A 20966-nucleotide genomic window follows, 5' to 3' on the forward strand; every position below is an offset into this window, starting at 1 on the left:
GACGGGGCGTTCAGACCCCCTGCGCCGAAATGAAGGCGTTTCCGTCCCAGGTGCCGCCCAGCCGAGAGGCCAGCCACCCAGGCGCCTCCGCACAGAAGTCGGCGACCGGGTAAGCCCCCGCCCCCGCGGGCACCGCTCCCAGTAGCGGAGCCTCGGCCACGACCGGCAGATCCGCGAGGTTGCAGCGCGACGCCAGGTCCGGGGATTCGGGCCAGCTGCCGATGACGACTCCCGCCAGGTCCAGCCCACGGCGCCGCAGTTCACGAGCCGTCAGCTCGGTGGTGTTCAGGGTGCCGAGGCCCGCTGATGCCACCACCAGCACCGGCGCGTCCAGCAGGCTCGCCGCGTCCGCCAGCGTGCCGCCCTCGTCGTCGAAGCGGACGAGGAGACCGCCTGCTCCCTCGACCAGCACGAGGTCGTGCTCGGTGGCCAGTTCGGCCGCCGCCTTCGCCACCGCGACCGGGCGCACCGGCGGCAGGGAGGCCCGCCGCGCGGCCGTCGCGGGAGCCAACGGCTCCGGATAGCGGGCGAGTTCGAGCGTGGTCACGGCGCCCGCGAGCCGGGCCACCTCGTCGGCGTCCCCGCGCTCGTCCGGGCGTACGCCCGTCTGCGCCGGCTTGAGTACGGCCACGGAGCGTCCGGCCGCGAGGGCCGTGGCGGCGACGGCGGCCGTCGTGACCGTCTTGCCGACCTCCGTGCCCGTCCCCGTGATCACCAGAACCGCCATGTCATCCCTCCCGTGCCGCCGCGCACACCGCGCGCGCGATCCGTGCCACGTCCGCGTCACCCGTGACGTACGGCGGCATCGTGTAGACGAGGTCGCGGAACGGGCGCAGCCACACGCCCTCGCGCACGGCCGCCGCCGTAGCCGCCTTCATGTCGACCTCGTGGTCGAGCTGGACGACGCCGATCGCGCCCAGGACCCGTACGTCCCGGACACCCGGCAACGAGGACGCCTCCGCAAGGCCGTCCCGCAGACCCGCCTCGATCCGCTTGACCTCGGTCTGCCAGTCCTGTCCGAGCAGCAGGTCGATCGAGGCGCAGGCCACCGCGGCGGCCAGCGGATTGCCCATGAAGGTCGGGCCGTGAGCCAGCACCGGGACCTCACCGCGTGAGATGCCCTCGGCCACCCGTGCCGTGCAGAGCGTCGCCGCCATCGTCATGTAGCCGCCGGTCAGCGCCTTGCCGACGCACATCACGTCCGGTGTGATACCGGCGTGCTCCGCCGCGAACAGAGCGCCCGTTCGACCGAAGCCGGTCGCGATCTCGTCGAGGACGAGAAGCACGTCGTGCGCGTCGCACGCCTCCCGCAGCACCCGCAGATACGCGGGGGAGTGGAACCGCATCCCGCCCGCGCCCTGTACCACCGGTTCCACGATCACCGCGGCGAGCTCGTCGGCGTGCCGCCCGATCAGCTCCCGCAGCTGCTCGGCGTACGACTCCTCGTACGCGACCGGCGGGGCGTCGGCGAACACCTGGCGCTGGAGCACGCCCTGCCACAGCTCGTGCATCCCGCCCTCGGGGTCGCACACCGACATCGGCTGCCAGGTGTCCCCGTGATACCCGCCGCGCCAGGTCAGCAGCCGCTGCTTGCCCGGGCGGCCGAGCGAGCGCCAGTGCTGGAGGCACATCTTGACGGCGACCTCGACCGACACCGATCCGGAGTCGGCGAGGAAGACGTGTTCCAGGCCCTCGGGCGTGATGTCGACAAGTCGCTTCGCCAGCCGTACGGCGGGCTCGTGCGTGAGCCCGCCGAACATGACATGGCTCATGCGCTCCAGCTGGTCGCGCGCCGCGTCGTTGAGGACCGGGTGGTTGTAGCCGTGGATGGCCGACCACCAGGACGACATGCCGTCGACCAGCTCGCCCGAGCCGTCCGCCAGCCGCAGGCGTACCCCGCTCGCCGATTCCACGACGAGCGGTTCCTGGCGGCCGGGCATGGGGCCGTACGGGTGCCAGACGTGCCGCCGGTCCAACTCCAGCAGTTCCCGCACGGGCAGCGTGGACGGCTCGGACCGGTCAGGCATTGGGGGCGAGGTCCGTTCCGGCACCCCGGCGGCGTACGGCGACGAGATCCGTACGCGCTTCGGCGGGCTGCTCCTGCTCGGCCTGCACCTTCACGGAACCGCAGACGCCGCCGCCTTCGTGCGAGCCGCACCCGGCGTCCGCGTGCGAGCCGCATCCGGCCTCGGCGTGCGCACCGCAGCCGGCGCCCGCCGTCACGCGGTGCTCCGGCAGGGTCACCTCGCCCGCGCCCTCCACCTCGAACCCGGCGTCCGCGATCATGTCCAGGTCGGCCTTGCCCGCCTGGCCCTCGCTGGTGAGGTAGTCGCCGAGGAAGATCGAGTTGGCCAGGTTCAGGGCGAGCGGCTGCATGCTGCGGAGGTGGACCTCGCGGCCGCCCGCGATGCGGACCTCCACGTCCGGGCAGACGAAACGGACCATGGCCAGGATGCGCAGGCACCGCTGCGGGGTGAGGTTCCACTCCTTGGCGAGCGGGGTGCCCTCGAAGGGGATCAGGAAGTTCACCGGAACGGAGTCCGGGTCGAGCTCGCGCAGCGAGTAGACGACGTCGACGAGGTCCTCGTCCGACTCGCCCATGCCCGCGATCAGACCCGAGCAGGCGGACAGACCGGCCGCGTGCGCCTTCTGGACCGTGTCCACCCGGTCGGCGTACGTGTGCGTGGTCGTGATGTCCCCGTACGTCCCCTCGGAGGTGTTCAGGTTGTGGTTGTAGGCGTCCGCTCCCGCCTCGCGCAACCGCTCGGCCTGGCCGTCGGAGAGCAGGCCCAGGCAGGCGCACACCTCGACGTTCTCGTGTCGGTCCTTGATCGCCTTGATGGTGTCGGAGACCCGGTCCACGTCACGGTCCGTCGGACCGCGGCCGCTGGCCACCAGGCAGACCCGCTTGGCGCCCCCGGCGAGCCCGGCAGCCGCGGCCTGCGAGGCCTGGTCCGGCTTGAGCCAGGTGTATTTGAGGATGTCGGCCTTGGAGCCGAGGCGCTGCGAGCAGTACGAGCAGTCCTCCGGGCACAGACCGGACTTCAGATTGACCAGATAGTTGAGTTTCACTCGACGGCCGAACCAGTGCCGGCGGACTTTTCCGGCCGCGGCCACCACGTCGAGCACGTCGTCGTCGGACGTGGCCAGCACGGCCAGCGCCTCGTCACGGGTCGGCAGCTCGCGCCGAAGCCCCTTGTCCACCAGCGTGTTCAGCAGGTCCATGAGATCCGATCCTGACGTATGCGAGCCGCTGAGGCCAAGGAGAGTTTGCACAACAGAGACGCTTCGACGTGTGGGTATTGCCACATCATGGGCGCCGCGCCGCCCCGCTAGGGTCTGTGCACTGCCTACAAAACGACCACCTTCATAACCCCCCTCACGACCACTCCCAGGGCCCGGAGGCACCAGCATGGCCGGATCGCCGTTCGCGTGGATCGACGAGCAGGCGCACCAGCGCCGACAGGCCGGACTCGTCCGCACCCTGCGCCCCCGCGCCGCCGACTCACCCCTTCTCGATCTGGCGAGCAACGACTACCTCGGGCTGGCCCACCACCCCGAGATCACGGCGGCCGCCGCCCAGGCCGCGCGCCGCTGGGGCGCCGGTGCGACCGGCTCGCGGCTCGTCTCCGGCACGACCGAACTTCATGGCGAACTCGAACGCGAGCTCGCGGACTTCTGCGGCTTCGAGTCCGCGCTCGTCTTCTCCTCCGGCTACGCGGCCAATCTCGCCGCCGTGACCACGCTCGCGCCGCACGGCTCGCTGGTCGTCTCGGACGCGGGCAACCACGCCTCCCTCATCGACGGCTGCCGGCTTGCCCGGGGCGCGACCCAGGTCGTGGCGCACGCCGACCCCGACGCCGTGCGCAAGGCGCTGGGCACGCACGAGGGTCCCGCCGTCGCCGTGTCCGACACGGTCTTCTCGGTGGACGGCGACGCGGCCCCGCTGGCCGAACTCGCCACCGCCTGCCGTGAGCACGGCGCGGCGCTGCTCGTCGACGACGCGCACGGGCTGGGCGTCCTGGGCGACGGTGGTCGGGGCGCCCCGCAGGCCGCGGGGCTCGCGGGCGCCCCGGACGTGGTCGTGACCGCCACCCTCTCCAAGTCGTTCGGCAGCCAGGGCGGAGCCGTCCTCGGCCCCGCCCCGGTCATCGACCACCTGGTCAACGCGGCGCGCACCTTCATCTTCGACACCGGTCTCGCGCCCGCGGCGGCGGGCGCGGCCCTCGCGGCGCTCAGGCTGCTGCGCCGTGAGCCGGAGCGCGCCGCCAGGGCCCGTGAGGTGGCGACGGCGCTGCACACCCGGCTGACCGCCGAGGGACTGGAAGCCGTACGACCGGACGCCGCCGTGGTCTCCGTGCGCGCGCCGTCCCCCGAACAGGCCGTGCGGTGGGCCGCCGACTGCCGGGAAGCGGGACTCGCCGTCGGCTGCTTCCGCCCCCCGTCCGTGCCGGACGGCATCTCACGGCTGCGGCTGACCGCCCGCGCGGACCTCACCGACGCGCAGATCGAGCACGCCGTCGGCGTGATCAGTTCAGCCCGGCGACAAAGCCCTCCCAACTGGCGGGAGTGAAGAGCAGGGCGGGGCCCGCCTTGTTCTTGGAATCGCGCACAGCGACCAGTCCGGCCCAGGGTCCTGGGCCGGGTCGGGCCGTCTCGACGCAGTTGTTCATTCCCGTACTGCGGCTGCTGCGCAGCCATGGCACGTCGCGGAGTGAAGTACTTGAACGTACGTACCGAGGCAGTGCAGTCATGGGGGTGCCTCCTTACGCGCCGTCACCTATCCCGGCGATGTAGTCCAACGAGTCCTCGGGCGAAAGGGCGTGGAACTGAAGGGCGTTGAAGGCCTCGGTGTAGGCCTGAAGGTCTTCTTTCCGTTCGAGATAGAGGCTACTCGTCAAGTGGTCGAGAACAACCACATCCAGATCAGTTGTGTTCGGAAATGAGAAGATAACGAAAGGCCCGGTGACGCCGATATGGGCTCCCGCGGCGAACGGCAGGACCTGAAGGCGCACTTGAGGCAGGGTGGCGGCCTCCCGCAGACGCTCCAGTTGCCGAGCCATCACCTTCGGTCCGCCGACCTCACGTCTTAACACGGCCTCGTCGAGGACGGCGGTCAGTTCCAGCGGCGGATTCGAACGCAGGACGTCCTGCCGGGCGAGGCGCACCTCGACGAGCGCGTCGAGCTTGCCGTCCTCCAGGCCGCCGACGGCGACCCGGGTCACCTCCCGCGCGTACTCGGGCGTCTGGAGCAGTCCGGGCACCACCGTGGTCTCCAGCGTGCGCATGCCGCTGGCCTGGGACTCCAGACTGATGAAGTCGCGGTACGTGGGCGGCAGGACCCCGCGGTAGGCGTGCCACCAGTGATGGCGACCGTTGCCCTCGGAGCCCGCGAGGCCGACCAGGAGCTCCCGTAACTCGGGGTCCGTGACGGCGTAGGCGTCCAACAGGCGCTCCACGTCGGCCGGTTTCACCCCACTGATACCGGTCTCGATCCGGCTCACCTTCGACTGGTGCCAGCCGACGAGACGGGCCGCCTCACCACTGGTGAGACCCGCAACGGCGCGCAGCGCGCGCAGTTCGGCACCGAGCTTGCGGCGGCGCACCGCGGGACCGTGCTGCATGGCCGTACTCCTTACTCCTTCCGAGCCGCCCAAATACGCTCCGTCGTCGTGGAGTTCACCGCATCGAGCGACAGATATATGCATATCTCGGTGGATCGCACCCGTGACCGGCCCAGTGATGGCAGTCTGGCGCGAAGCACCAGTCCGGGACCGTACTCGAACCATCCGCTCCGTGTCGGACTCCGGTCCCGTGGGAAAGGGACGACGTCGCCATGGCAGATCACCAGGAAGCATCCGTCACTCTGCCGAGCGATCCCGCCTCGGTCTCCGCGGCCCGGAATTTCGTCGCCGATGTGCTGGCCGAATGGGGCCTGCCGTGCGACGCCGAAGTCGCGGACACCGTACGCCTGATCGTGTCAGAACTAGCCACCAACGCCGTCCAACATACTTTCGGGCAGTCGCCCACCTTCACGGTGGACGTCCGGCTCGACCGAGACGAACACCTCAGGATCGGCGTCACCGACAGCCATCCGCGCTTTCCCAAACGTCTGCCTGCCGCCGTCCAGCAGGACAATGGACGCGGCATGGTGATCATCCGCTGGCTGACCGCCGAATGCGGCGGCAGACTCGTCGTCCGGCCCACCCGTGAGGGCGGCAAGACGGTCGCCATCGAGCTGCCCTGGACGGTGCCGGCCCAGCCGGTGACGGCCGGCGGCCCACAAGAGCCCTGAGGAGCGGCCCAGTTGTCGTGTCTGCGCTGCGAGGCGCCTCGCGGCGGGGCCCGGAAGGCCTCGGCCGCCGGTGCCGAGCGGTCCCCGGTCCGGTGGACGACGGAGATCGTACGGTGCGGATCTCCCGGTCCCCGCAACCGCGGCCCCACCGGAGCCGCAGCCGTCCTGGCCATCTCTCCGGTGCGACCGCGCTGTCCGGCCGGTTCGGCCGGCGGCAGCCGGGCGATGAGCGCGCTCACGGTTCTCGGTCGGGTGCTTCTTTCGGAGCCGTCGCTGCGCTGACGACGGCACGGTGCACCAGGCCGGGCAGGAGGCCCCACAGCGCCACACAGACGAGCAGCGTGCCCGCGCCCGAGGCGATCCCCGCGGCGCGTCCCAGCGCGACGTCCACGACGAGCAGCACCGATCCCGTCAGCGCCAGCATGAGCACGCCCATCCCGACCGTGGCCAGGACGGAGGAGACCCGCACGACGGTCGGCTTCGCGCCCTGCCGGAACAGCGACCTGTGCAGCGCGGCCGGCGCCGTGAAGAGCGCGGCGGCGGCCACGGCCAGCAGGAGGGTGGTGACGTACGTGGCGCGCTGCACCGTGTCGAGGGACGGGAAGCGCGGGGTGAACGCCAGCGTCAGCAGGAACGCGAAGAGGATCTGCACACCGGTCTGCGTGACGCGCAGCTCCTGGAGCAGTTCGCCGAAGTTGCGATCGGCGCGCTCGAGGGGCGTCTCGTTCCGTTCTTCGGGGGAAGGTCGCTCAGCCATGCTGAACGAGTAACCGGTTCGTCCGCATTTCACGCCCGGAGGGAACCCCGAGGGGGTGCCGGCCGGCGGCACCCCCTCGGGCAGGTCAGCTGACCCGGCCGTACCAGACGCTCTTCGTCCAGATCTTCTGCAGCTTCACGACCTCCCCTGTCTTCGGGGAGTGCCAGATCTTTCCCTTTCCGGCGTAGATGCCGACGTGGTACACGTTCCGGCCCGAGTGGAAGAACACCAGGTCTCCGGCCTTGCGGTGGGACGCGGAGATGTGGTGCGTCTTGTTGTACTGCGCCGCGGCCGTACGAGGCAGCGTCTTGCCCGCCTTCTTGTACGAGTAGAGCGTGAGCCCGGAGCAGTCGAATCGGCGTGGCCCGGCGGCACCGTACTGGTACGGGGAGCCCTTCTTGGAAGCGGCGACCTGAAGTGCCTTCGTCGCCAACGTGGCCGCTTCGGCGTCGGATGCGACGCCAGGAACCACGAGGCTGCCGCCCACGGCGGCGATGGTGAGCGCCGAGGCCGTACCGGCCCGGGTCCACAGCGACGGGACACGATTGAGCGCAGTCATGCGCAACCCTTCGTCAGCCGCCTGTGAAGGATGACCTGTCGGATTCGGGCTGGCGAAGTAGCCCGGCCGCTTGCGCGGCTTCACCCCAAGGACCGCCCGGATTTCTCCGGCGACCCGTCTTGCTGGGTCCTCCACTCCTGCCGATGCACTTCTGTCGACCGGTCATCCGGGCAGCGGCAGGACTCGGCGTCCGCCCGGACCGCCCCGCCGCTGTGGCGGGGGCTTGTCGTCGGAAGGGATCTTCACGCATAGCAGTCACAAAATCCGAGTGGAACCGGCGATTTGTGGGGTTACTCACCACTCACCCGTTCGGGTGGACGACCCCCTGTTCGGGCGATGTTGGGGACACCGACGACGCGCCCACCAGCACCGGAGCATCTCATTCCGCCTCCGGGCTACGCGCGTTGTGCAACTTTTTCGGTTCCCCGAAGGGGTGTGTGATTACTCCATCAGGGGGTACGCCATCTGGTCCGTTTGAACCCCGGGCCGGACGCCTCGCCGACTCGGCGCGCACGGCGACCCGGGTGCGGACGTGTCAATTGTCGGCGTCGGGCGGCAGCGTGACGCGGGCCGCCCGCCGCTCACCGTCGAGGACGCGCAGAGCCTGCGCCAGCGTCGGCGCGTGCACCTCGCTCTCGCCGCGCTGGTGCATCAGCGCGAGGGCGTCCCGCAGCTCGGTGGCCTTGGCGACCAGCGCCTGGGCGGCACGCAGCCCGCGGTAGGTGTCTCCGGGCCGGGCCGGGTTGATACGGCCGAGCAGGTCGACCACGTCGAGGTAACGGTCGATCAGCTCGGCCTCGGCTCGTGTCAGCGCGGGCAGCGGGGGCAGTTCGGGCACCATCGGCGGATCACCTCGCGTCGGGTGTGGCGTTCCTCGCACCGGGCGCGGTGCGCGAGGTCTTGCGGCTGGGGATGATCCCGTCCACCAGTCCGTACGCCAACGCGGCCTGAGCGTCCAGGATCTTGTCGCGCTCGATGTCGGCGGCGACCTGTTCAGGACTCTGCCCCGTGTGCCGTACGAGCATGTCCTCCAGCAGCCTTCGAGTGCGCATCAACTCCTCTGCCTGGAGGGCCAGATCGCTCGCCTGTCCCTGCAGCGGCTCGGGAAGTGACGGCTGGTGGATCAGCACCCGGGCCCCCGGCAGCGCGAACCGCTTGCCCGGCGCGCCGCCGGCCAGCAGTACGGCGGCGGCCGACGCGGCCTGCCCCAGGCAGGTGGTCTCCACGTCGCAACTGACGAACTGCATCGTGTCGTAGATCGCCGTCATCGCGCTGAACGAGCCGCCGGGGGAGTTGATGTACAGCGCGATGTCCTGGTCGGGCGCCAGGTATTCGAGGTGCATGAACTGCGCCATCACGTCGTTCGCCGAGGTGTCGTCGATCGGCGTTCCGAGGAACACGATCCGCTCGTCGAGCAGCTTCGAGTACGGATCCAGGGTCCGGTGCACCATGCTCGTCCGCTCGGTGAACTCGGGCAGGACATGACGGGCGGACGGTTCGTTCATGGCACGCGCCTCCTGTGAAGGGTTCTGTAAAAAATGTACAGGACGTACAGAGCGGGGAAGGGTGCTCGGCTGACAGCGAAATCCCCGTGCGCCGTCGGTGAAGAGGGTCGCCCGATCGTGCGCATGGATCGTTTTCGGTGGAGCTGAACGAGATCGTCCGCTCTGTGGGGGTGCCGGGGGCCCGGTCTAAGCTGGTGGGCATGGCCTACGAGATTCCGGTGACGCAAGCCAGGGCTGAGCTCGCCGATCTGATCAACCGGGTGGTGTACGGGGGCGAGCGCGTCGTGGTGACACGGCACGGCAAGCCCCTCGTCGCCCTGGTCTCCGCCGCCGACCTGGAGCGGCTCGAGGAACTCCCGGAGTCCGCCGACGAACAGGTGGTCAGCTCCCTCTCCAGCGTCCGCGAGGTCGCGTCCGCCCCGCGTGAGCGCCAGCGCTTCGGCATCGCGGCGGAGCACCGGGGTCACGGCGCCTCATAAGGTCCCTTGGGTGGTGACGGTGAGGGTGACGGCCGCGTCGAAGGCGGGCGGCCATCGCGCCGTATACGGTCCGACCCATGGCCTCGTCCCGGGCGGCGGTCCCGACGACGGCCCGGGAGCGTCCACGTCGGTCATGCGTGGACCACAGCCGGGTTAACGTCCTCGAAACGACGGCCAACTAGCGTGCCCATCCACGCCACCAGGGGTTTTGGTGGCTGCGGCCACCGGACCCCGCACGGTCCGGAGCGAGGACTGTGAGGTGGGACGCCGTGCAACTGACCCCGCACGAGCAAGAGAGGCTGCTGATTCATGTGGCCGCCGACGTGGCCGAGAAGCGACGGGCCCGCGGGCTCAAACTGAACCACCCCGAGGCGGTCGCCCTCATCACGTCGCACATCCTCGAAGGCGCGCGCGACGGCCGTACGGTCGCCGAGCTGATGTCCTCCGGACGCAAGATCCTCACCCGGGACGACGTCATGGAGGGCATCCCCGAGATGATCCACGACGTCCAGGTCGAGGCGACCTTCCCGGACGGCACCAAGCTCGTCACCGTCCACGACCCGATCGTCTGACGGGGGAGCGAGAGCCATGATTCCCGGAGAGATCCTGTTCGCCGACGGACCCGTCGCCTTCAACGAGGGCCGCGAGGTCACCCGGCTGACCGTCCTCAACGCCGCCGACCGGCCCGTCCAGGTCGGCTCCCACTATCACTTCGCCGAGGCCAACCCCGGTCTGGACTTCGACCGCGCCGCCGCGCGCGGCAGACGGCTCAACGTCGCCGCCGGCACGGCCGTGCGCTTCGAACCCGGGATCCCCGTCGACGTCGAACTCGTTCCGCTCACCGGCGCCCGTGTCGTGCCCGGCCTGCGCGGGGAGACCGGAGGTGCCCTCGATGCCTGAGCTCTCGCGCGCCGCATACGCCGATCTGTTCGGCCCCACCACCGGCGACCGCATCCGGCTCGCCGACACCGACCTGCTGATCGAGATCGAGGAGGACCGTTCCGGCGGCCCCGGGCTCGCCGGTGACGAGGCCGTCTTCGGCGGTGGCAAGGTCATCCGTGAATCCATGGGCCAAGCGCGCGCCACGCGTGCAGAAGGCACTCCGGACACGGTCATCACGGGTGTCGTGATCGTCGACCACTGGGGGATCGTCAAGGCCGACGTCGGCATCCGCGACGGCCGGATCACCGGCATCGGCAAGGCCGGCAACCCGGACACCATGGACGGGGTCCACCCCGACCTCGTCATCGGCCCCGAGACCGAGATCATCGCGGGCAACGGACGGATCGTCACCGCGGGTGCCATCGACGCGCACGTCCACCTGATCTGTCCGCAGATCGCCGACGAGGCGCTCGCCTCCGGCATCACGACGCTGGTCGGCGGCGGCACCGGTCCCGCCGAGGGCTCGAAGGCGACGACGGTCACTCCCGGACCCTGGCACCTCGCCCGGATGCTGGAGGCGATGGAGCAGTACCCGCTCAACTTCGGTCTGCTCGGCAAGGGCAACACCGTCTCGCGCGACGCGATGCTGTCGCAGATCCGGGGCGGGGCGCTCGGTCTCAAGCTGCACGAGGACTGGGGCTCCACGCCCGCCGTCATCGACGCCGCGCTGACCGTCGCCGACCGCACCGGCATCCAGGTCGCCATCCACACGGACACCCTGAACGAGGCCGGGTTCGTCGGCGACACGCTCGCCGCGATCGCCGGCCGCGGCATCCACGCCTACCACACCGAGGGTGCGGGCGGCGGGCACGCGCCGGACATCATGACCGTGGTCTCCGAGCCGCACATACTGCCCAGCTCCACCAACCCGACCCGGCCCTACACCGTCAACACCGCCGAGGAACACCTCGACATGCTGATGGTCTGCCACCACCTCAACGCGGCCGTCCCGGAGGACCTGGCCTTCGCCGAGTCCCGCATCCGGCCCTCCACCATCGGGGCCGAGGACATCCTGCACGACCTGGGCGCCATCTCGATCATCTCGTCCGACGCACAGGCGATGGGCCGGGTCGGCGAGGTCATCATGCGGACCTGGCAGACGGCCCACGTGATGAAGCGGCGGCGCGGCGCCCTCCCCGGTGACGGGCGAGCGGACAACCACCGCGTACGTCGCTATGTCGCCAAGTACACGATCAACCCGGCGCTCGCGCAGGGCCTGGCCCGCGAGATCGGCTCCGTCGAGACCGGCAAGCTGGCCGACCTCGTGCTGTGGGAGCCCGCGTTCTTCGGGGTCAAGCCGCAACTCGTCATCAAGGGCGGGCAGATCGCGTACGCGCAGATGGGCGACGCCAACGCGTCCATCCCGACACCGCAGCCGATCCTGCCCCGGCCCATGTTCGGGGCGATCGGACGGGCACCCGCCTCGAACTCGTTCAACTTCGTGGCGCCGCTCGCCATCGAGGACGGACTGCCGGAGCGGCTCTCGCTGGGGAAGCGGTTCGTGGCGATCGATTCGACGCGCGGGGTGACCAAGGCCGACATGCGGGAGAACGACGCCCGGCCGCGGGTACGGGTCGATCCCGACAGCTTCGCCGTGCACATCGACGGGGAGCTGGTGGAGGCCACCCCGGCCTCCGAACTGCCCATGGCCCAGCGTTACTTCCTCTTCTGATGTCCCGCGCGGCACTACTCGTCCTGGCCGACGGCCGCTTCCCCGCCGGAGGGCACGCCCACTCCGGCGGGGCCGAGGCGGCGGTCAAGGCCGGGCGGATCAGCGGGGCGGCGAGCCTGGAGGACTTCTGCCGGGGGCGCCTCAACACGGCGGGGCTGGTGTCCGCCGCCCTGGCCGCGGCGGCCGCGCTCGGGGTCGATCCGGCGCTGCTGGACTCGGCCGCGGACGCCCGCACGCCGTCGCCGGCTCTGCGGGTCACCGCGCGGCGGCTCGGGCGGCAGCTGATGCGGGCGGCCCGGGCGACCTGGCCGTCCGCGGAACTCGACGCGCTGGCGCGGGCCTTTCCCAAGGGAGCGCACCAGCCGGTCGTTCTGGGGCTGGCGGCGCGGGCCGCCGGGCTCGGGCCCGAGGACGCCGCGTACTGCTGCGCGTACGAGAGCGTCAGCGGTCCGGCGACCGCGACCGTGCGGTTGCTGAGCCTCGATCCGTTCGACGCCACGGGGGTGCTGGCCCGGCTCGCGCCGGAGCTGGACGTCGTGGCGCGTGCGGCGGCCGACGCGGCGCGGCACGTGGTCGACGGTGGGGTCGACGCGTTGCCGTCGGCGTCGGCGCCGTTGCTGGAGATCAGTGCGCAGGCGCATGCCGCTTGGGCTGTACGGCTCTTCGCGTCGTAGGTGGATCGCCCCGTCCCGTCCCCTGGGGGCTCCGCCCCCCATACCCCCGTATCGGCCTGAACGGCCTCGTCCTCAAACGCCGGACGGGCTGGATGGTGCCGGCCCGGGCCGAAGAATAGTTTGGAGTCGCCCTCATGCATCTCGACCACGATCACTCCCACGACGGGGCCTTGGCCGTCAGTGCCGACGCTCGGCGGCCCGACGGCTCGCGGCGCGCTCTGCGCATCGGGCTCGGTGGGCCCGTCGGGTCCGGGAAGACGGCGACCGTCGCCGCGCTCTGCCGGGCGCTGCGGGACGAGCTGTCGCTCGCGGTCGTCACGAACGACATCTACACGCGGGAGGACGCCGAGTTCCTGCTGCGGGAGGCCGTGCTCCCGCCGGAGCGGATCACCGCCGTGGAGACGGGGGCGTGCCCGCACACCGCGATCCGGGACGACATCTCCGCGAACCTCGAAGCGGTGGAGGACCTGGAGGACGAGGTGGGGCCCTTGCACCTCATCCTCGTCGAGTCCGGGGGTGACAACCTCACCGCGACGTTCTCCAAGGGACTGGTGGACGCGCAGGTCTTCGTCATCGACGTGGCGGGCGGGGACGACATTCCGCGCAAGGGCGGGCCCGGTGTCACCACCGCCGACCTGCTCGTCGTCAACAAGACCGACCTCGCGCCGTACGTGGGGTCCGACCTGGGACGGATGGCCGCCGACGCCAAGGCACAGCGGGCCGAGCTGCCCGTCGTCTTCCAGTCGCTGCGGACCGAGGCCGGGGTGACGGCCGTCGCCGAGTGGGTGCGGGAACGGCTGGCCGCGTGGACGGCATGACCACAGCGGGAGTGCGGGCCACCGCACGGATCGGGGCACGGGCCGACGGGCGCGGCGGTACCGCGCTGCCCGTACTGGAGGGAGAGGGGCCGCTCGCCCTGCGGCGCACCCGGGCGAGCGGGGACGAGGCACGCGTCATGCTCGTCGGGGCGATGAGCGGGCCGCTCGGCGGTGACCGCTTCGCCGTGGAGGCGGAGGTGGGGAAGGGGGCCCGGCTGCACGTCGGATCGGCCGCCGCGACCATCGCCCTGCCGGGACAGGCCAAGGGCGAGGCCCGCTACGACGTGCGGCTCGACGTGTCCGGCGGGGGTGAACTGCGCTGGCTGCCCGAGCAGTTGATCTCCGCCCAGGGGAGTGACCTGTACGTGTCCTCGCACGTCGAGCTCCGCTCGGGCGCTCGGCTCGTCTTCCGGGAGGAGCAGGTGCTCGGGCGCGTCGGCGAGCAACCCGGACGGCTCACCAGTCGTCTTACCGTACGGCTCGACGGACGGCCGCTGCTGGACCAGGAGCTGTCGTGCGGTCCCGGCGCACCCGGCGGCTGGGACGGTCCCGCGGGGCTCGGGGGGCATCGGGCACTGGGTCAGCTCGTCGTCGTACGGCCGGAGTTCGAGAGTGAGCCGCCGCAGGCGCGGCTGCTCGGGGAGTACGCGGCCCTCATGCCGCTCGCCGGGCCCGCGGCCCTGGTGAGCGCCCTGGCGCCGGACGCGCTGCGACTGCGGCGCGTGCTGGACGAGGCTTTGCGCACACTCGACCGATAAGTCGACAAGTACTCTCCGCTCAACGGGACTTGGAACTCCGGTTATCGGAATGGTAAAGAAGGCCGGTCACCCCTGTTCTCAGAGACCTCACAGCAGAAAGGATCCCCGTACCAATCGCAACGATGTACGGGGAGGTCCCACTTGAGGGCTAAGAGACCGACGAGACGCCTGACCGCGTTCGCTTCGGCCGGAGCACTCGTCACGGCGACCCTGATAGCCGGAGCCGTCGCGGCGCCGTCGGCCACCGCCGACTCGCGTCACGGTCAGGACCGCGAGGCCCGCGGTGCGGCGATCGCCGCAGCCCGAGCCGCGAAGGCCGGGATCAACTGGCAGGACTGCCCTGCGGACTGGGGCTTCGAGAAGCCGATCCAGTGCGGCTGGGTCTCCGTCCCGCTCGACTACGCCCACCCCTACGGCAAGCAGATCAAGCTCGCCGTCGACCGTATCGGGAACACCGGGACCAAGGCGGAGCGCCAGGGCGCGCTCGTCTACAACCCGGGTGGCCCCGGCGGTTCGGGCATGCGCTTCCCGCGCCGCGTCACCACCAAGGCCCCCCTGTGGGTCAACACCTCGAAGGCGTACGACTTCGTGGGCTTCGACCCGCGCGGTGTCGGGCACTCCGCCCCGATCTCCTGCATTGACCCGCAGGAGTTCGTGAAGGCGCCCAAGGCCGACCCGGTCCCGGACTCCGAGGCCGACAAGCGCACCCAGCGGGGGCTCGCCGCCGCGTACGCGGACGGCTGTGCCAAGCGCAGCGGCAAGGCGATGCTGGCGCAGATGACCACGCCCAACACCGCCCGCGACCTGGATGTCATCAGGGCCGGACTCGGTGAGAAGAAGCTCAACTACCTGGGCGTCTCCTACGGCACCTACCTCGGCGCCGTCTACGGCACCCTGTTCCCGGGCCACGTCCGCCGCATGGTCGTCGACAGTGTCGTCAACCCGGCGAAGGAGAACATCTGGTACCAGGCCAACCTGGAGCAGGACATCGCCTTCGAGGGCCGCTGGAAGGACTGGGAGGACTGGGTCGCCAAGAACGACGCCGCCTTCCACCTCGGCGACACCCGCGCCAAGGTCCAGGACCAGTGGCTGAAGCTGCGGGCCACCGCGAAGAAGAGCCCGCTCGGTGGCGTCGTCGGCCCCGCCGAACTGATCTCCTTCTTCCAGAGCGCCCCGTACTACGACTCGTCGTGGGTGCCGGTCGCGACGGCGTTCAGCAAGTACGTCGCCGGTGACACCCAGGCGCTCGTCGACGCCGCCGCCCCCGACCTGTCCGACACCGCGGGCAACATCGCCTCGGAGAACGGCAACGCGGTCTACACGGCCGTCGAGTGCGCGGACGCCAAGTGGCCCACCAGCTGGTCGAAGTGGGACAAGGACAACACGAAGCTCCACAAGAGCTACCCGTTCATGACGTGGGCCAACGCGTGGATGAACCTGCCCTGCGCGACCTGGCCGGTCAAGCAGCAGACCCCGGTGAACGTCAAGACCGGCAAGGGCCTGCCCGCCGTCCTGATCGTGCAGTCCACGCGTGACGCCGCCACGCCGTACCCCGGCGCCGTCGAACTGCACAAGCGCTTCAAGGGCTCCCGCCTGATCACCGAGAACGGTGCGGGCTCGCACGGTGTGACCGGCCTGGTCAACCCGTGCATCAACACCCGGGTGGACTCCTACTTGCTCACGGGCAAGACGGACGCGGCCGATGTGACGTGCACCCCGCACGCCACGCCGACCGTGTAACACCCCACGCACAGAGGGGTGGCCGGATCCCCGGCCGCCCCTTCTGCCTGCCGTGCGTCCCTCAACTCAACGGCATCCGCCGGAATTTGCGGGCCTGGGCCGCGACCTCGGCCGCCTCCTCCGCCTTGACGACGGCCGCGTACCGGTCGACGTACTCCTGCTCGGAGAGGGTGAGGATGGCGTACATGATCTCGTCGGTGACGGCGCGCAGGATGGCCTTCTCGTTCTCCATCCCGGCGTAGCGGGAGAAGTCGAGGGGCTTCCCGAAGCGGATCACCACGGGGTGAAGGCTCGGGATCTTCTGACCCGGCGGCTGTGCCTCGAAGGTGCCGATCATGGCGCAGGGGATGACCGGAACCCCGGCCTTCAGCGCCATGACCGCGACGCCGACCTTGCCCTTGTAGAGGCGCCCGTCGTGCGAACGCGTCCCCTCCGGGTAGATGCCGAGCAGTTCGTCCTTGCGCAGCACGCCCAGTCCCTCGCGGATCGCGGCCTGGCCCGCGTCCTTGCCGGAGCGGTCCACCGGGATCTGCCCGGCGCTGCGGAAGAAGGCGGCTGTCAGCCGTCCCTTGATACCGGGCCCCGTGAAGTACTCGGCCTTTGCCAGGAAGGTGATGCGACGCTTCAGGATCGCGGGCATCAGGAAGTGGTCCGAGAACGAGAGATGATTGCCGGCCACGATGGCGGGACCCGACGCCGGTATGTACTCAAGGCCCTCGATCCGAGGCCGGAACACCAGCCTCAACAGTGGACCCAGAAGCACGTATTTGAGCACGTAGTAAAACACGGTGTCTCTCCAACTCTACCGAATCGGCTCTGGGGCCGCGTTCTTCCGGACTTCATCCCTGAGGATGCTCTACTGGCCACGTGGGGGATAGGGGCAGCTCGTGACGCTCGTCAAACGCTGCGTGCCCGGTGGCGGCGTACCGCGTCGCGGTTGGCGCAGCGTGGGGAGCAGTACCGCTGCCGTCCGGTGCGGGAGGTGTCGGCGAAGATCGTGGTGCACTCGCTCACGGCGCAGCGTCTGAGGCGGTGCATGCCCCGTCCGGTCAGGTGCAGTGCGGTACCCACGGCGATGAGTGAGAACAGTACGGAGCCGAGTGTCTGCCGGTCGTCGCGGAAGTGCAGGTGCCAGCCGCTGCCGGCGTGGTTGGTCATCCGCGGGTGGGCGGCGGCCGCCGCCAGCATCCGGTTGAGCAGCTCGGCGCGTTCGTGTTCGTCGGTGGCATCGACGACCTCCTCCCACGCCTCCAGTGCGTCCTGGGTGCGGTCGAGGTCCTGAGGGGTGGCCGGGGTCTCCAGCACCAGCCCGGCGGCGCGGCAGCGCTCCGCGAGCTCCTCGGCGCCGGTCGGGCGCCGGTTGGCCAGATCGGCGGCCAGGTTCACGGCATCCTCGCCGTAAGGGTTGAGGTGCATAAGACCATTACATCAGTCTGGTCGGCATGGGACAACGCAAAGGAACGGGCCGGCCGTGCGGCAGGCGGTGGAGTACGACCTGGTGGAGCTCGTACGTCTGCGGGCCCTGCTGTTCGAGGACCTCGGCGGTGACTTCTTCAGCCCCGCGTCGGCGGACGACGACTGGCTGGACGCCCTGGCCGTGGTGCTGAAGGAACAGCTGACCTCGGATGCCGTGCGCATCCTCGTGGTGGACGGCGACGGCGACGGCGACGGCGACAGTGACAGCGACGGCGACCGTGGCCTGGCCGCCTGTGGGATCGCCACCATCGAGCAGCGATTGCCCGGCCCGCATCTGCGCAACGGCCGGATCGGGCACGTGATCGGCGTGGTCACCGACCCGTCGTACCGGCGCCGCGGTCACAGCCGCTCGATCATCCGGGGCCTGCTCGACTGGTTCGCGGAACGTGAGGTCGCCCGAGTGGACCTGTACGCCTCCACCGAGGGCGAACCGCTGTACCGCGAACTCGGCTTCACCCACCACCCCGACCCTGCGCTGTACTGGCGCCCGTGAGCCACCGGCCTCCATCGGGTCGCGGGGCTTGTGGTGTGGTGGGTCGCCGGTGGGCCGGGAAAGCGGTGGGCGTGCTCTCCCGGCCCGTCGAACGGGCTCAGGACGCGGAAAGCTCCGTGCGGACCGTCCGCGCCGCGGTGACCAGGTTCTCCAGCGAGGCGCGGGTCTCGGGCCAGGCGCGGGTCTTCAGGCCGCAGTCGGGGTTGACCCACAGTCGCTCGGCGGGAATGGCCTTGAGGCCGGTGCGGAGCAGTTCGGCGGCCTCCTCGGTGCTCGGTACGCGTGGGGAGTGGATGTCGTACACGCCGGGTCCGGCCTCGCGCGGATAGCCGTGTCCGGCGAGTTCGCGGGCGACCTGCATGTGGGAGCGGGCGGCCTCGAGGCTGATGACGTCGGCGTCGAGGTCGTCGATGGCCTGGACGATGTCGCCGAACTCGGCGTAGCACATGTGGGTGTGGATCTGGGTGTCCGGGCGTACGCCCGCCGTGGTGAGGCGGAACGCCTCGGTGGCCCACGCCAGATACTCCGGATGGTCGCAGGCGCGCAGCGGCAGGGTCTCGCGCAGCGCGGGTTCGTCCACCTGGATGACCGAAGTCCCGGCCGTCTCGAGGTCGTTCACCTCGTCGCGCAGGGCGAGGGCGACCTGTCGGGCGGTGTCGGCGAGGGGCTGGTCGTCGCGGACGAAGGACCAGGCGAGCATGGTGACGGGGCCGGTGAGCATGCCCTTGACGGGCTTGGTGGTGAGGGACTGGGCGTACGTCGTCCAGCGCACCGTCATCGCTTCCGGGCGGGAGATGTCGCCGGCCAGGATCGGCGGGCGTACGTAGCGGGTGCCGTAGGACTGGACCCAGCCGTGCTGTGTGGCGAGGTAGCCGGTGAGCTGTTCGGCGAAGTACTGGACCATGTCGTTGCGTTCGGCCTCGCCGTGCACGAGGACGTCGAGGCCGGTCTTCTCCTGGAAGGAGATCACCTCGCCGATCTCGGCCCTGATGCGTTCCTCGTACCCGGCGCTGTCGATCCGTCCCGCGCGCAGGTCCGCCCGCGCGGTGCGCAGTTCGGTGGTCTGCGGGAAGGAGCCGATGGTGGTGGTCGGCAGCAGGGGCAGCCGCAGGTGGGCGCGCTGGGCGGCGGCCCGTTCGGGGTAGGGCTGGGAGCGGCGGGCGTCGGTGGCCGTGACGGCGGCGGTGCGGGCGCGTACCGCGGGGTCGTGGGTGAGCGCCGAGCCGGCGCGGGAGGCCAGGTCGGCCCGGTTGGCGGCGAGTTCGGCCGCGATGGTGTCGGTGCCGCCCCCGAGGCCCTTGGCGAGGGTGACGATCTCGGCGGTCTTCTGGCGGGCGAAGGCGAGCCAGCGCAGGATCTGCGGCTCGATGTCGCGTTCGGCGGTGGTGTCGAGCGGGACGTGCAGCAGCGAGCAGGAGGCGGCCACGTCGACCCGGTCGGCCAGTCCGAGCAAGGTGCCGAGGGTGGCGAGGGACTTCTCCAGGTCGTTGACCCAGATGTTGCGCCCGTTGACGACCCCGGCGACCAGACGCCTGCCGGGCAGTCCGCCCACGGCGGCGAGCGCGTCCAGGTTGGCGGCGGCAGCCTCGGTGAAGTCGAGCGCCAGGCCCTCCACCGGAGCCTTGGCGAGCACGGGCAGCGCGTCACCGAGCCGGTCGAAGTACGAGGCGACCAACAGCTTCGGCCGCTCGGTGAGCCCTCCCAGGTCGCGGTAGGCGCGCGCGGCGGCGTTCAGCTCGGCGGGCGTACGGTCCTGGACCAGGGCCGGCTCGTCGAGCTGCACCCACTCGGCGCCGGCCGTGCGGAGGTCGGCGAGGACCTGGGCGTACACGGGCAGCAGCCGGTCGAGGAGCGTCAGCGGGTCGAAGTCCGCGGCGACGCCCGGCGCGGGCTTGGCGAGCAGCAGGTAGGTGACCGGTCCGACCAGCACCGGGCGGGCGCTCAGCCCGAGGGCGAGGGCCTCCTTGAGCTCGGTGACCTGCTTGGTCGAGTCGGCCGTGAAGACGGTGTCGGGGCCCAACTCGGGCACCAGGTAGTGGTAGTTGGTGTCGAACCACTTCGTCATCTCCAGCGGCGCCGCGTCCTGGGTGCCGCGCGCCATCGCGAAGTAGCCGTCCAGCGCGTCGGCCTCGACGGCGGCGCGGTGGCGTTCGGGGATCGCGCCGACCATGACGCTGGTGTCCAGGACGTGGTCGTAGTACGAGAAGTCCCCGGTGGGTACCTCGTGGATGCCGGCCTCGGCCAGCTGCCGCCAGTTGGCGGCGCGCAGTTCGGTGGCGGTGGCCCGGAGGGCGTCGGCGTCGACGCGGCCCTTCCAGTAGCCCTCGATCGCCTTCTTCAGCTCCCGGCTCTGTCCCTGGCGGGGGTAGCCGTACACGGTGGCCCGTGCCGCCGCGGCTGCGGACTTCGCTGTCACGGAAATCTCCTTCGCGAGATATCTCCCTGGGATCCCGGGACGGGACGAGGGCGCGAAGGGCTGACGAACCGGACGGAAACAAGCCCCGCGCAGCACAGCGCGGTCGTCCGCCCGATATGTACGCCGACCCGCCCACGAGGTCACCGGGATGTCCGCGCACGAGGGGTCGCGCGCGGGCAACGGGCAGGTCTTCGGACTCGCGGGCACGTCCTCCGGACGGAGGACACCTAGTGGCCGTCGCTTCCCAGGTCCTGTTCACCGGACCCAGTGCGTATGACGGCGGTCGTTCCCACTCACCGCTGCGGGGCAGTCCCGGATTCCCACCGGGTTCCCTCTTGCGACGCATCCCGCCTGGCGGACGGGGCGAACCAGTTGCACCGGC

23 protein-coding genes and 2 riboswitches are annotated in these 20966 nt (G+C 70.7%); of the genes, 11 read left to right on the top strand and 12 right to left on the bottom strand.

Going from position 1 to position 20966, the window contains the following annotated elements:
- Positions 1-10: 10 nt before the first annotated feature.
- The 3 genes from bioD to bioB are packed head-to-tail and all read right to left on the bottom strand — an operon-like array spanning position 11 to position 3225.
- Positions 11-727 (bottom strand): dethiobiotin synthase, encoded by a 717-nt coding sequence (gene bioD, locus ACZ7M3_RS00740; RefSeq protein ID WP_472059826.1) that lies wholly within the window; start codon positions 725-727, stop codon positions 11-13.
- Position 728: 1 nt separating this feature from the next.
- Positions 729-2027 carry an adenosylmethionine--8-amino-7-oxononanoate transaminase gene (locus ACZ7M3_RS00745; RefSeq protein ID WP_472059827.1) on the bottom strand — a complete coding sequence of 433 codons (1299 nt, stop codon included), beginning with the start codon at positions 2025-2027 and terminating at the stop codon, positions 729-731.
- On the bottom strand, positions 2020-3225 hold the full coding sequence (gene bioB, locus ACZ7M3_RS00750; protein WP_472059828.1) for a biotin synthase BioB: 1206 nt from the start codon (positions 3223-3225) through the stop codon (positions 2020-2022). The genes ACZ7M3_RS00745 and bioB overlap by 8 nt, the downstream gene beginning before the upstream one ends.
- A 187-nt stretch (positions 3226-3412) precedes the next feature.
- On the opposite strand from bioB, the gene ACZ7M3_RS00755 reads away from it, so the two are divergent.
- Positions 3413-4573, top strand: coding sequence for an 8-amino-7-oxononanoate synthase (locus tag ACZ7M3_RS00755; RefSeq protein ID WP_351306564.1), 1161 nt, complete (start codon positions 3413-3415; stop codon positions 4571-4573).
- Here ACZ7M3_RS00755 and ACZ7M3_RS00760 read toward each other — a convergent pair.
- Complete coding sequence (locus ACZ7M3_RS00760) at positions 4530-4754, bottom strand: DUF397 domain-containing protein (protein WP_452973445.1); 225 nt, start codon at positions 4752-4754, stop codon at positions 4530-4532. The genes ACZ7M3_RS00755 and ACZ7M3_RS00760 overlap by 44 nt on opposite strands.
- Positions 4755-4766: 12 nt before the next feature.
- Entirely contained in the window at positions 4767-5624 is an 858-nt protein-coding gene (locus ACZ7M3_RS00765; protein ID WP_351306561.1) for a helix-turn-helix domain-containing protein, read from the bottom strand.
- A 212-nt stretch (positions 5625-5836) separates the two neighbouring features.
- Between ACZ7M3_RS00765 and ACZ7M3_RS00770 the strand changes: the two genes are divergently transcribed.
- Positions 5837-6295 (top strand): ATP-binding protein, encoded by a 459-nt coding sequence (locus ACZ7M3_RS00770; protein WP_054228985.1) that lies wholly within the window; start codon positions 5837-5839, stop codon positions 6293-6295.
- Positions 6296-6530: 235 nt separating this feature from the next.
- Here the strand turns inward: ACZ7M3_RS00770 and ACZ7M3_RS00775 are convergent, their stop codons facing one another.
- The 4 genes from ACZ7M3_RS00775 to ACZ7M3_RS00790 form a co-directional block, all read right to left on the bottom strand.
- Complete coding sequence (locus tag ACZ7M3_RS00775; RefSeq protein ID WP_472059829.1) at positions 6531-7052, bottom strand: DUF6328 family protein; 522 nt, start codon at positions 7050-7052, stop codon at positions 6531-6533.
- An 85-nt stretch (positions 7053-7137) separates the two neighbouring features.
- A complete protein-coding gene (locus ACZ7M3_RS00780; RefSeq protein WP_067378747.1) occupies positions 7138-7611 on the bottom strand; it encodes a C40 family peptidase in 474 nt (157 codons plus the stop codon).
- 3 nt (positions 7612-7614) lie between these two features.
- A riboswitch (cyclic di-AMP (ydaO/yuaA leader) is annotated at positions 7615-7769 on the bottom strand.
- A gap of 377 nt (positions 7770-8146) precedes the next feature.
- Complete coding sequence (locus ACZ7M3_RS00785) at positions 8147-8452, bottom strand: hypothetical protein (protein WP_054228981.1); 306 nt, start codon at positions 8450-8452, stop codon at positions 8147-8149.
- Positions 8453-8459: 7 nt separating this feature from the next.
- Entirely contained in the window at positions 8460-9116 is a 657-nt protein-coding gene (locus ACZ7M3_RS00790) for an ATP-dependent Clp protease proteolytic subunit (protein WP_472059830.1), read from the bottom strand.
- 200 nt (positions 9117-9316) lie between these two features.
- Between ACZ7M3_RS00790 and ACZ7M3_RS00795 the strand changes: the two genes are divergently transcribed.
- The 8 genes from ACZ7M3_RS00795 to ACZ7M3_RS00830 all read left to right on the top strand — a co-directional run bounded on the left by ACZ7M3_RS00795 (position 9317) and on the right by ACZ7M3_RS00830 (position 16199).
- Complete coding sequence (locus ACZ7M3_RS00795; protein WP_060902456.1) at positions 9317-9595, top strand: type II toxin-antitoxin system Phd/YefM family antitoxin; 279 nt, start codon at positions 9317-9319, stop codon at positions 9593-9595.
- Between the two features lie 269 nt (positions 9596-9864).
- A complete protein-coding gene (locus ACZ7M3_RS00800) occupies positions 9865-10167 on the top strand; it encodes an urease subunit gamma (RefSeq protein ID WP_054229180.1) in 303 nt (100 codons plus the stop codon).
- Positions 10168-10183: 16 nt separating this feature from the next.
- Positions 10184-10495: an urease subunit beta gene (locus ACZ7M3_RS00805; RefSeq protein WP_472059831.1), complete on the top strand. Its 312-nt coding sequence runs from the start codon at positions 10184-10186 to the stop codon at positions 10493-10495.
- The gene (locus ACZ7M3_RS00810) at positions 10488-12209 is read left to right on the top strand and encodes an urease subunit alpha (RefSeq protein ID WP_388143019.1); all 1722 of its coding nucleotides are present in this window, start codon (positions 10488-10490) and stop codon (positions 12207-12209) included. Before ACZ7M3_RS00805 ends, ACZ7M3_RS00810 begins: the two co-directional genes overlap by 8 nt.
- Positions 12209-12883, top strand: coding sequence for an urease accessory protein UreF (locus ACZ7M3_RS00815; RefSeq protein WP_472059832.1), 675 nt, complete (start codon positions 12209-12211; stop codon positions 12881-12883). Before ACZ7M3_RS00810 ends, ACZ7M3_RS00815 begins: the two co-directional genes overlap by 1 nt.
- A gap of 134 nt (positions 12884-13017) precedes the next feature.
- Complete coding sequence (gene ureG, locus ACZ7M3_RS00820) at positions 13018-13701, top strand: urease accessory protein UreG (protein WP_472059833.1); 684 nt, start codon at positions 13018-13020, stop codon at positions 13699-13701.
- Entirely contained in the window at positions 13698-14459 is a 762-nt protein-coding gene (locus ACZ7M3_RS00825) for an urease accessory protein UreD (RefSeq protein ID WP_472059834.1), read from the top strand. The genes ureG and ACZ7M3_RS00825 overlap by 4 nt, the downstream gene beginning before the upstream one ends.
- A gap of 141 nt (positions 14460-14600) precedes the next feature.
- On the top strand, positions 14601-16199 hold the full coding sequence (locus ACZ7M3_RS00830; RefSeq protein ID WP_472059835.1) for an alpha/beta hydrolase: 1599 nt from the start codon (positions 14601-14603) through the stop codon (positions 16197-16199).
- Between the two features lie 61 nt (positions 16200-16260).
- Here the strand turns inward: ACZ7M3_RS00830 and ACZ7M3_RS00835 are convergent, their stop codons facing one another.
- Entirely contained in the window at positions 16261-16986 is a 726-nt protein-coding gene (locus tag ACZ7M3_RS00835; RefSeq protein WP_355306177.1) for a lysophospholipid acyltransferase family protein, read from the bottom strand.
- A gap of 110 nt (positions 16987-17096) precedes the next feature.
- Positions 17097-17615: a CGNR zinc finger domain-containing protein gene (locus ACZ7M3_RS00840; protein WP_472059836.1), complete on the bottom strand. Its 519-nt coding sequence runs from the start codon at positions 17613-17615 to the stop codon at positions 17097-17099.
- 55 nt (positions 17616-17670) lie between these two features.
- Here ACZ7M3_RS00840 and ACZ7M3_RS00845 point away from each other — a divergent pair, with 55 nt between their 5' ends.
- Positions 17671-18168, top strand: coding sequence for a GNAT family N-acetyltransferase (locus ACZ7M3_RS00845; RefSeq protein ID WP_472059837.1), 498 nt, complete (start codon positions 17671-17673; stop codon positions 18166-18168).
- A gap of 97 nt (positions 18169-18265) precedes the next feature.
- Here the strand turns inward: ACZ7M3_RS00845 and metE are convergent, their stop codons facing one another.
- Entirely contained in the window at positions 18266-20584 is a 2319-nt protein-coding gene (gene metE, locus ACZ7M3_RS00850; protein WP_472059838.1) for a 5-methyltetrahydropteroyltriglutamate--homocysteine S-methyltransferase, read from the bottom strand.
- Between the two features lie 177 nt (positions 20585-20761).
- Positions 20762-20959, bottom strand: a riboswitch (cobalamin riboswitch).
- Positions 20960-20966 lie beyond the last annotated feature (7 nt).

Source organism: Streptomyces sp. NPDC111656, from assembly GCF_055656965.1.

What these genes read in the sequence shown, in the direction of transcription:
- bioB (WP_472059828.1), bottom strand. Translation starts at nt 3,225, where the DNA reads ATGGACCTGCTGAACACGCTGGTGGACAAGGGGCTTCGGCGCGAGCTG.
- ACZ7M3_RS00785 (WP_054228981.1), bottom strand. Translation starts at nt 8,452, where the DNA reads ATGGTGCCCGAACTGCCCCCGCTGCCCGCGCTGACACGAGCCGAGGCC.
- ACZ7M3_RS00770 (WP_054228985.1), top strand. Translation starts at nt 5,837, where the DNA reads ATGGCAGATCACCAGGAAGCATCCGTCACTCTGCCGAGCGATCCCGCC.
- ACZ7M3_RS00775 (WP_472059829.1), bottom strand. Translation starts at nt 7,052, where the DNA reads ATGGCTGAGCGACCTTCCCCCGAAGAACGGAACGAGACGCCCCTCGAG.
- ACZ7M3_RS00795 (WP_060902456.1), top strand. Translation starts at nt 9,317, where the DNA reads ATGGCCTACGAGATTCCGGTGACGCAAGCCAGGGCTGAGCTCGCCGAT.
- ureG (WP_472059833.1), top strand. Translation starts at nt 13,018, where the DNA reads ATGCATCTCGACCACGATCACTCCCACGACGGGGCCTTGGCCGTCAGT.
- ACZ7M3_RS00745 (WP_472059827.1), bottom strand. Translation starts at nt 2,027, where the DNA reads ATGCCTGACCGGTCCGAGCCGTCCACGCTGCCCGTGCGGGAACTGCTG.
- ACZ7M3_RS00765 (WP_351306561.1), bottom strand. Translation starts at nt 5,624, where the DNA reads ATGCAGCACGGTCCCGCGGTGCGCCGCCGCAAGCTCGGTGCCGAACTG.
- ACZ7M3_RS00755 (WP_351306564.1), top strand. Translation starts at nt 3,413, where the DNA reads ATGGCCGGATCGCCGTTCGCGTGGATCGACGAGCAGGCGCACCAGCGC.
- ACZ7M3_RS00815 (WP_472059832.1), top strand. Translation starts at nt 12,209, where the DNA reads ATGTCCCGCGCGGCACTACTCGTCCTGGCCGACGGCCGCTTCCCCGCC.
- ACZ7M3_RS00840 (WP_472059836.1), bottom strand. Translation starts at nt 17,615, where the DNA reads ATGCACCTCAACCCTTACGGCGAGGATGCCGTGAACCTGGCCGCCGAT.
- ACZ7M3_RS00790 (WP_472059830.1), bottom strand. Translation starts at nt 9,116, where the DNA reads ATGAACGAACCGTCCGCCCGTCATGTCCTGCCCGAGTTCACCGAGCGG.
- ACZ7M3_RS00825 (WP_472059834.1), top strand. Translation starts at nt 13,698, where the DNA reads ATGACCACAGCGGGAGTGCGGGCCACCGCACGGATCGGGGCACGGGCC.
- ACZ7M3_RS00760 (WP_452973445.1), bottom strand. Translation starts at nt 4,754, where the DNA reads ATGACTGCACTGCCTCGGTACGTACGTTCAAGTACTTCACTCCGCGAC.
- ACZ7M3_RS00780 (WP_067378747.1), bottom strand. Translation starts at nt 7,611, where the DNA reads ATGACTGCGCTCAATCGTGTCCCGTCGCTGTGGACCCGGGCCGGTACG.
- ACZ7M3_RS00810 (WP_388143019.1), top strand. Translation starts at nt 10,488, where the DNA reads ATGCCTGAGCTCTCGCGCGCCGCATACGCCGATCTGTTCGGCCCCACC.
- ACZ7M3_RS00805 (WP_472059831.1), top strand. Translation starts at nt 10,184, where the DNA reads ATGATTCCCGGAGAGATCCTGTTCGCCGACGGACCCGTCGCCTTCAAC.
- bioD (WP_472059826.1), bottom strand. Translation starts at nt 727, where the DNA reads ATGGCGGTTCTGGTGATCACGGGGACGGGCACGGAGGTCGGCAAGACG.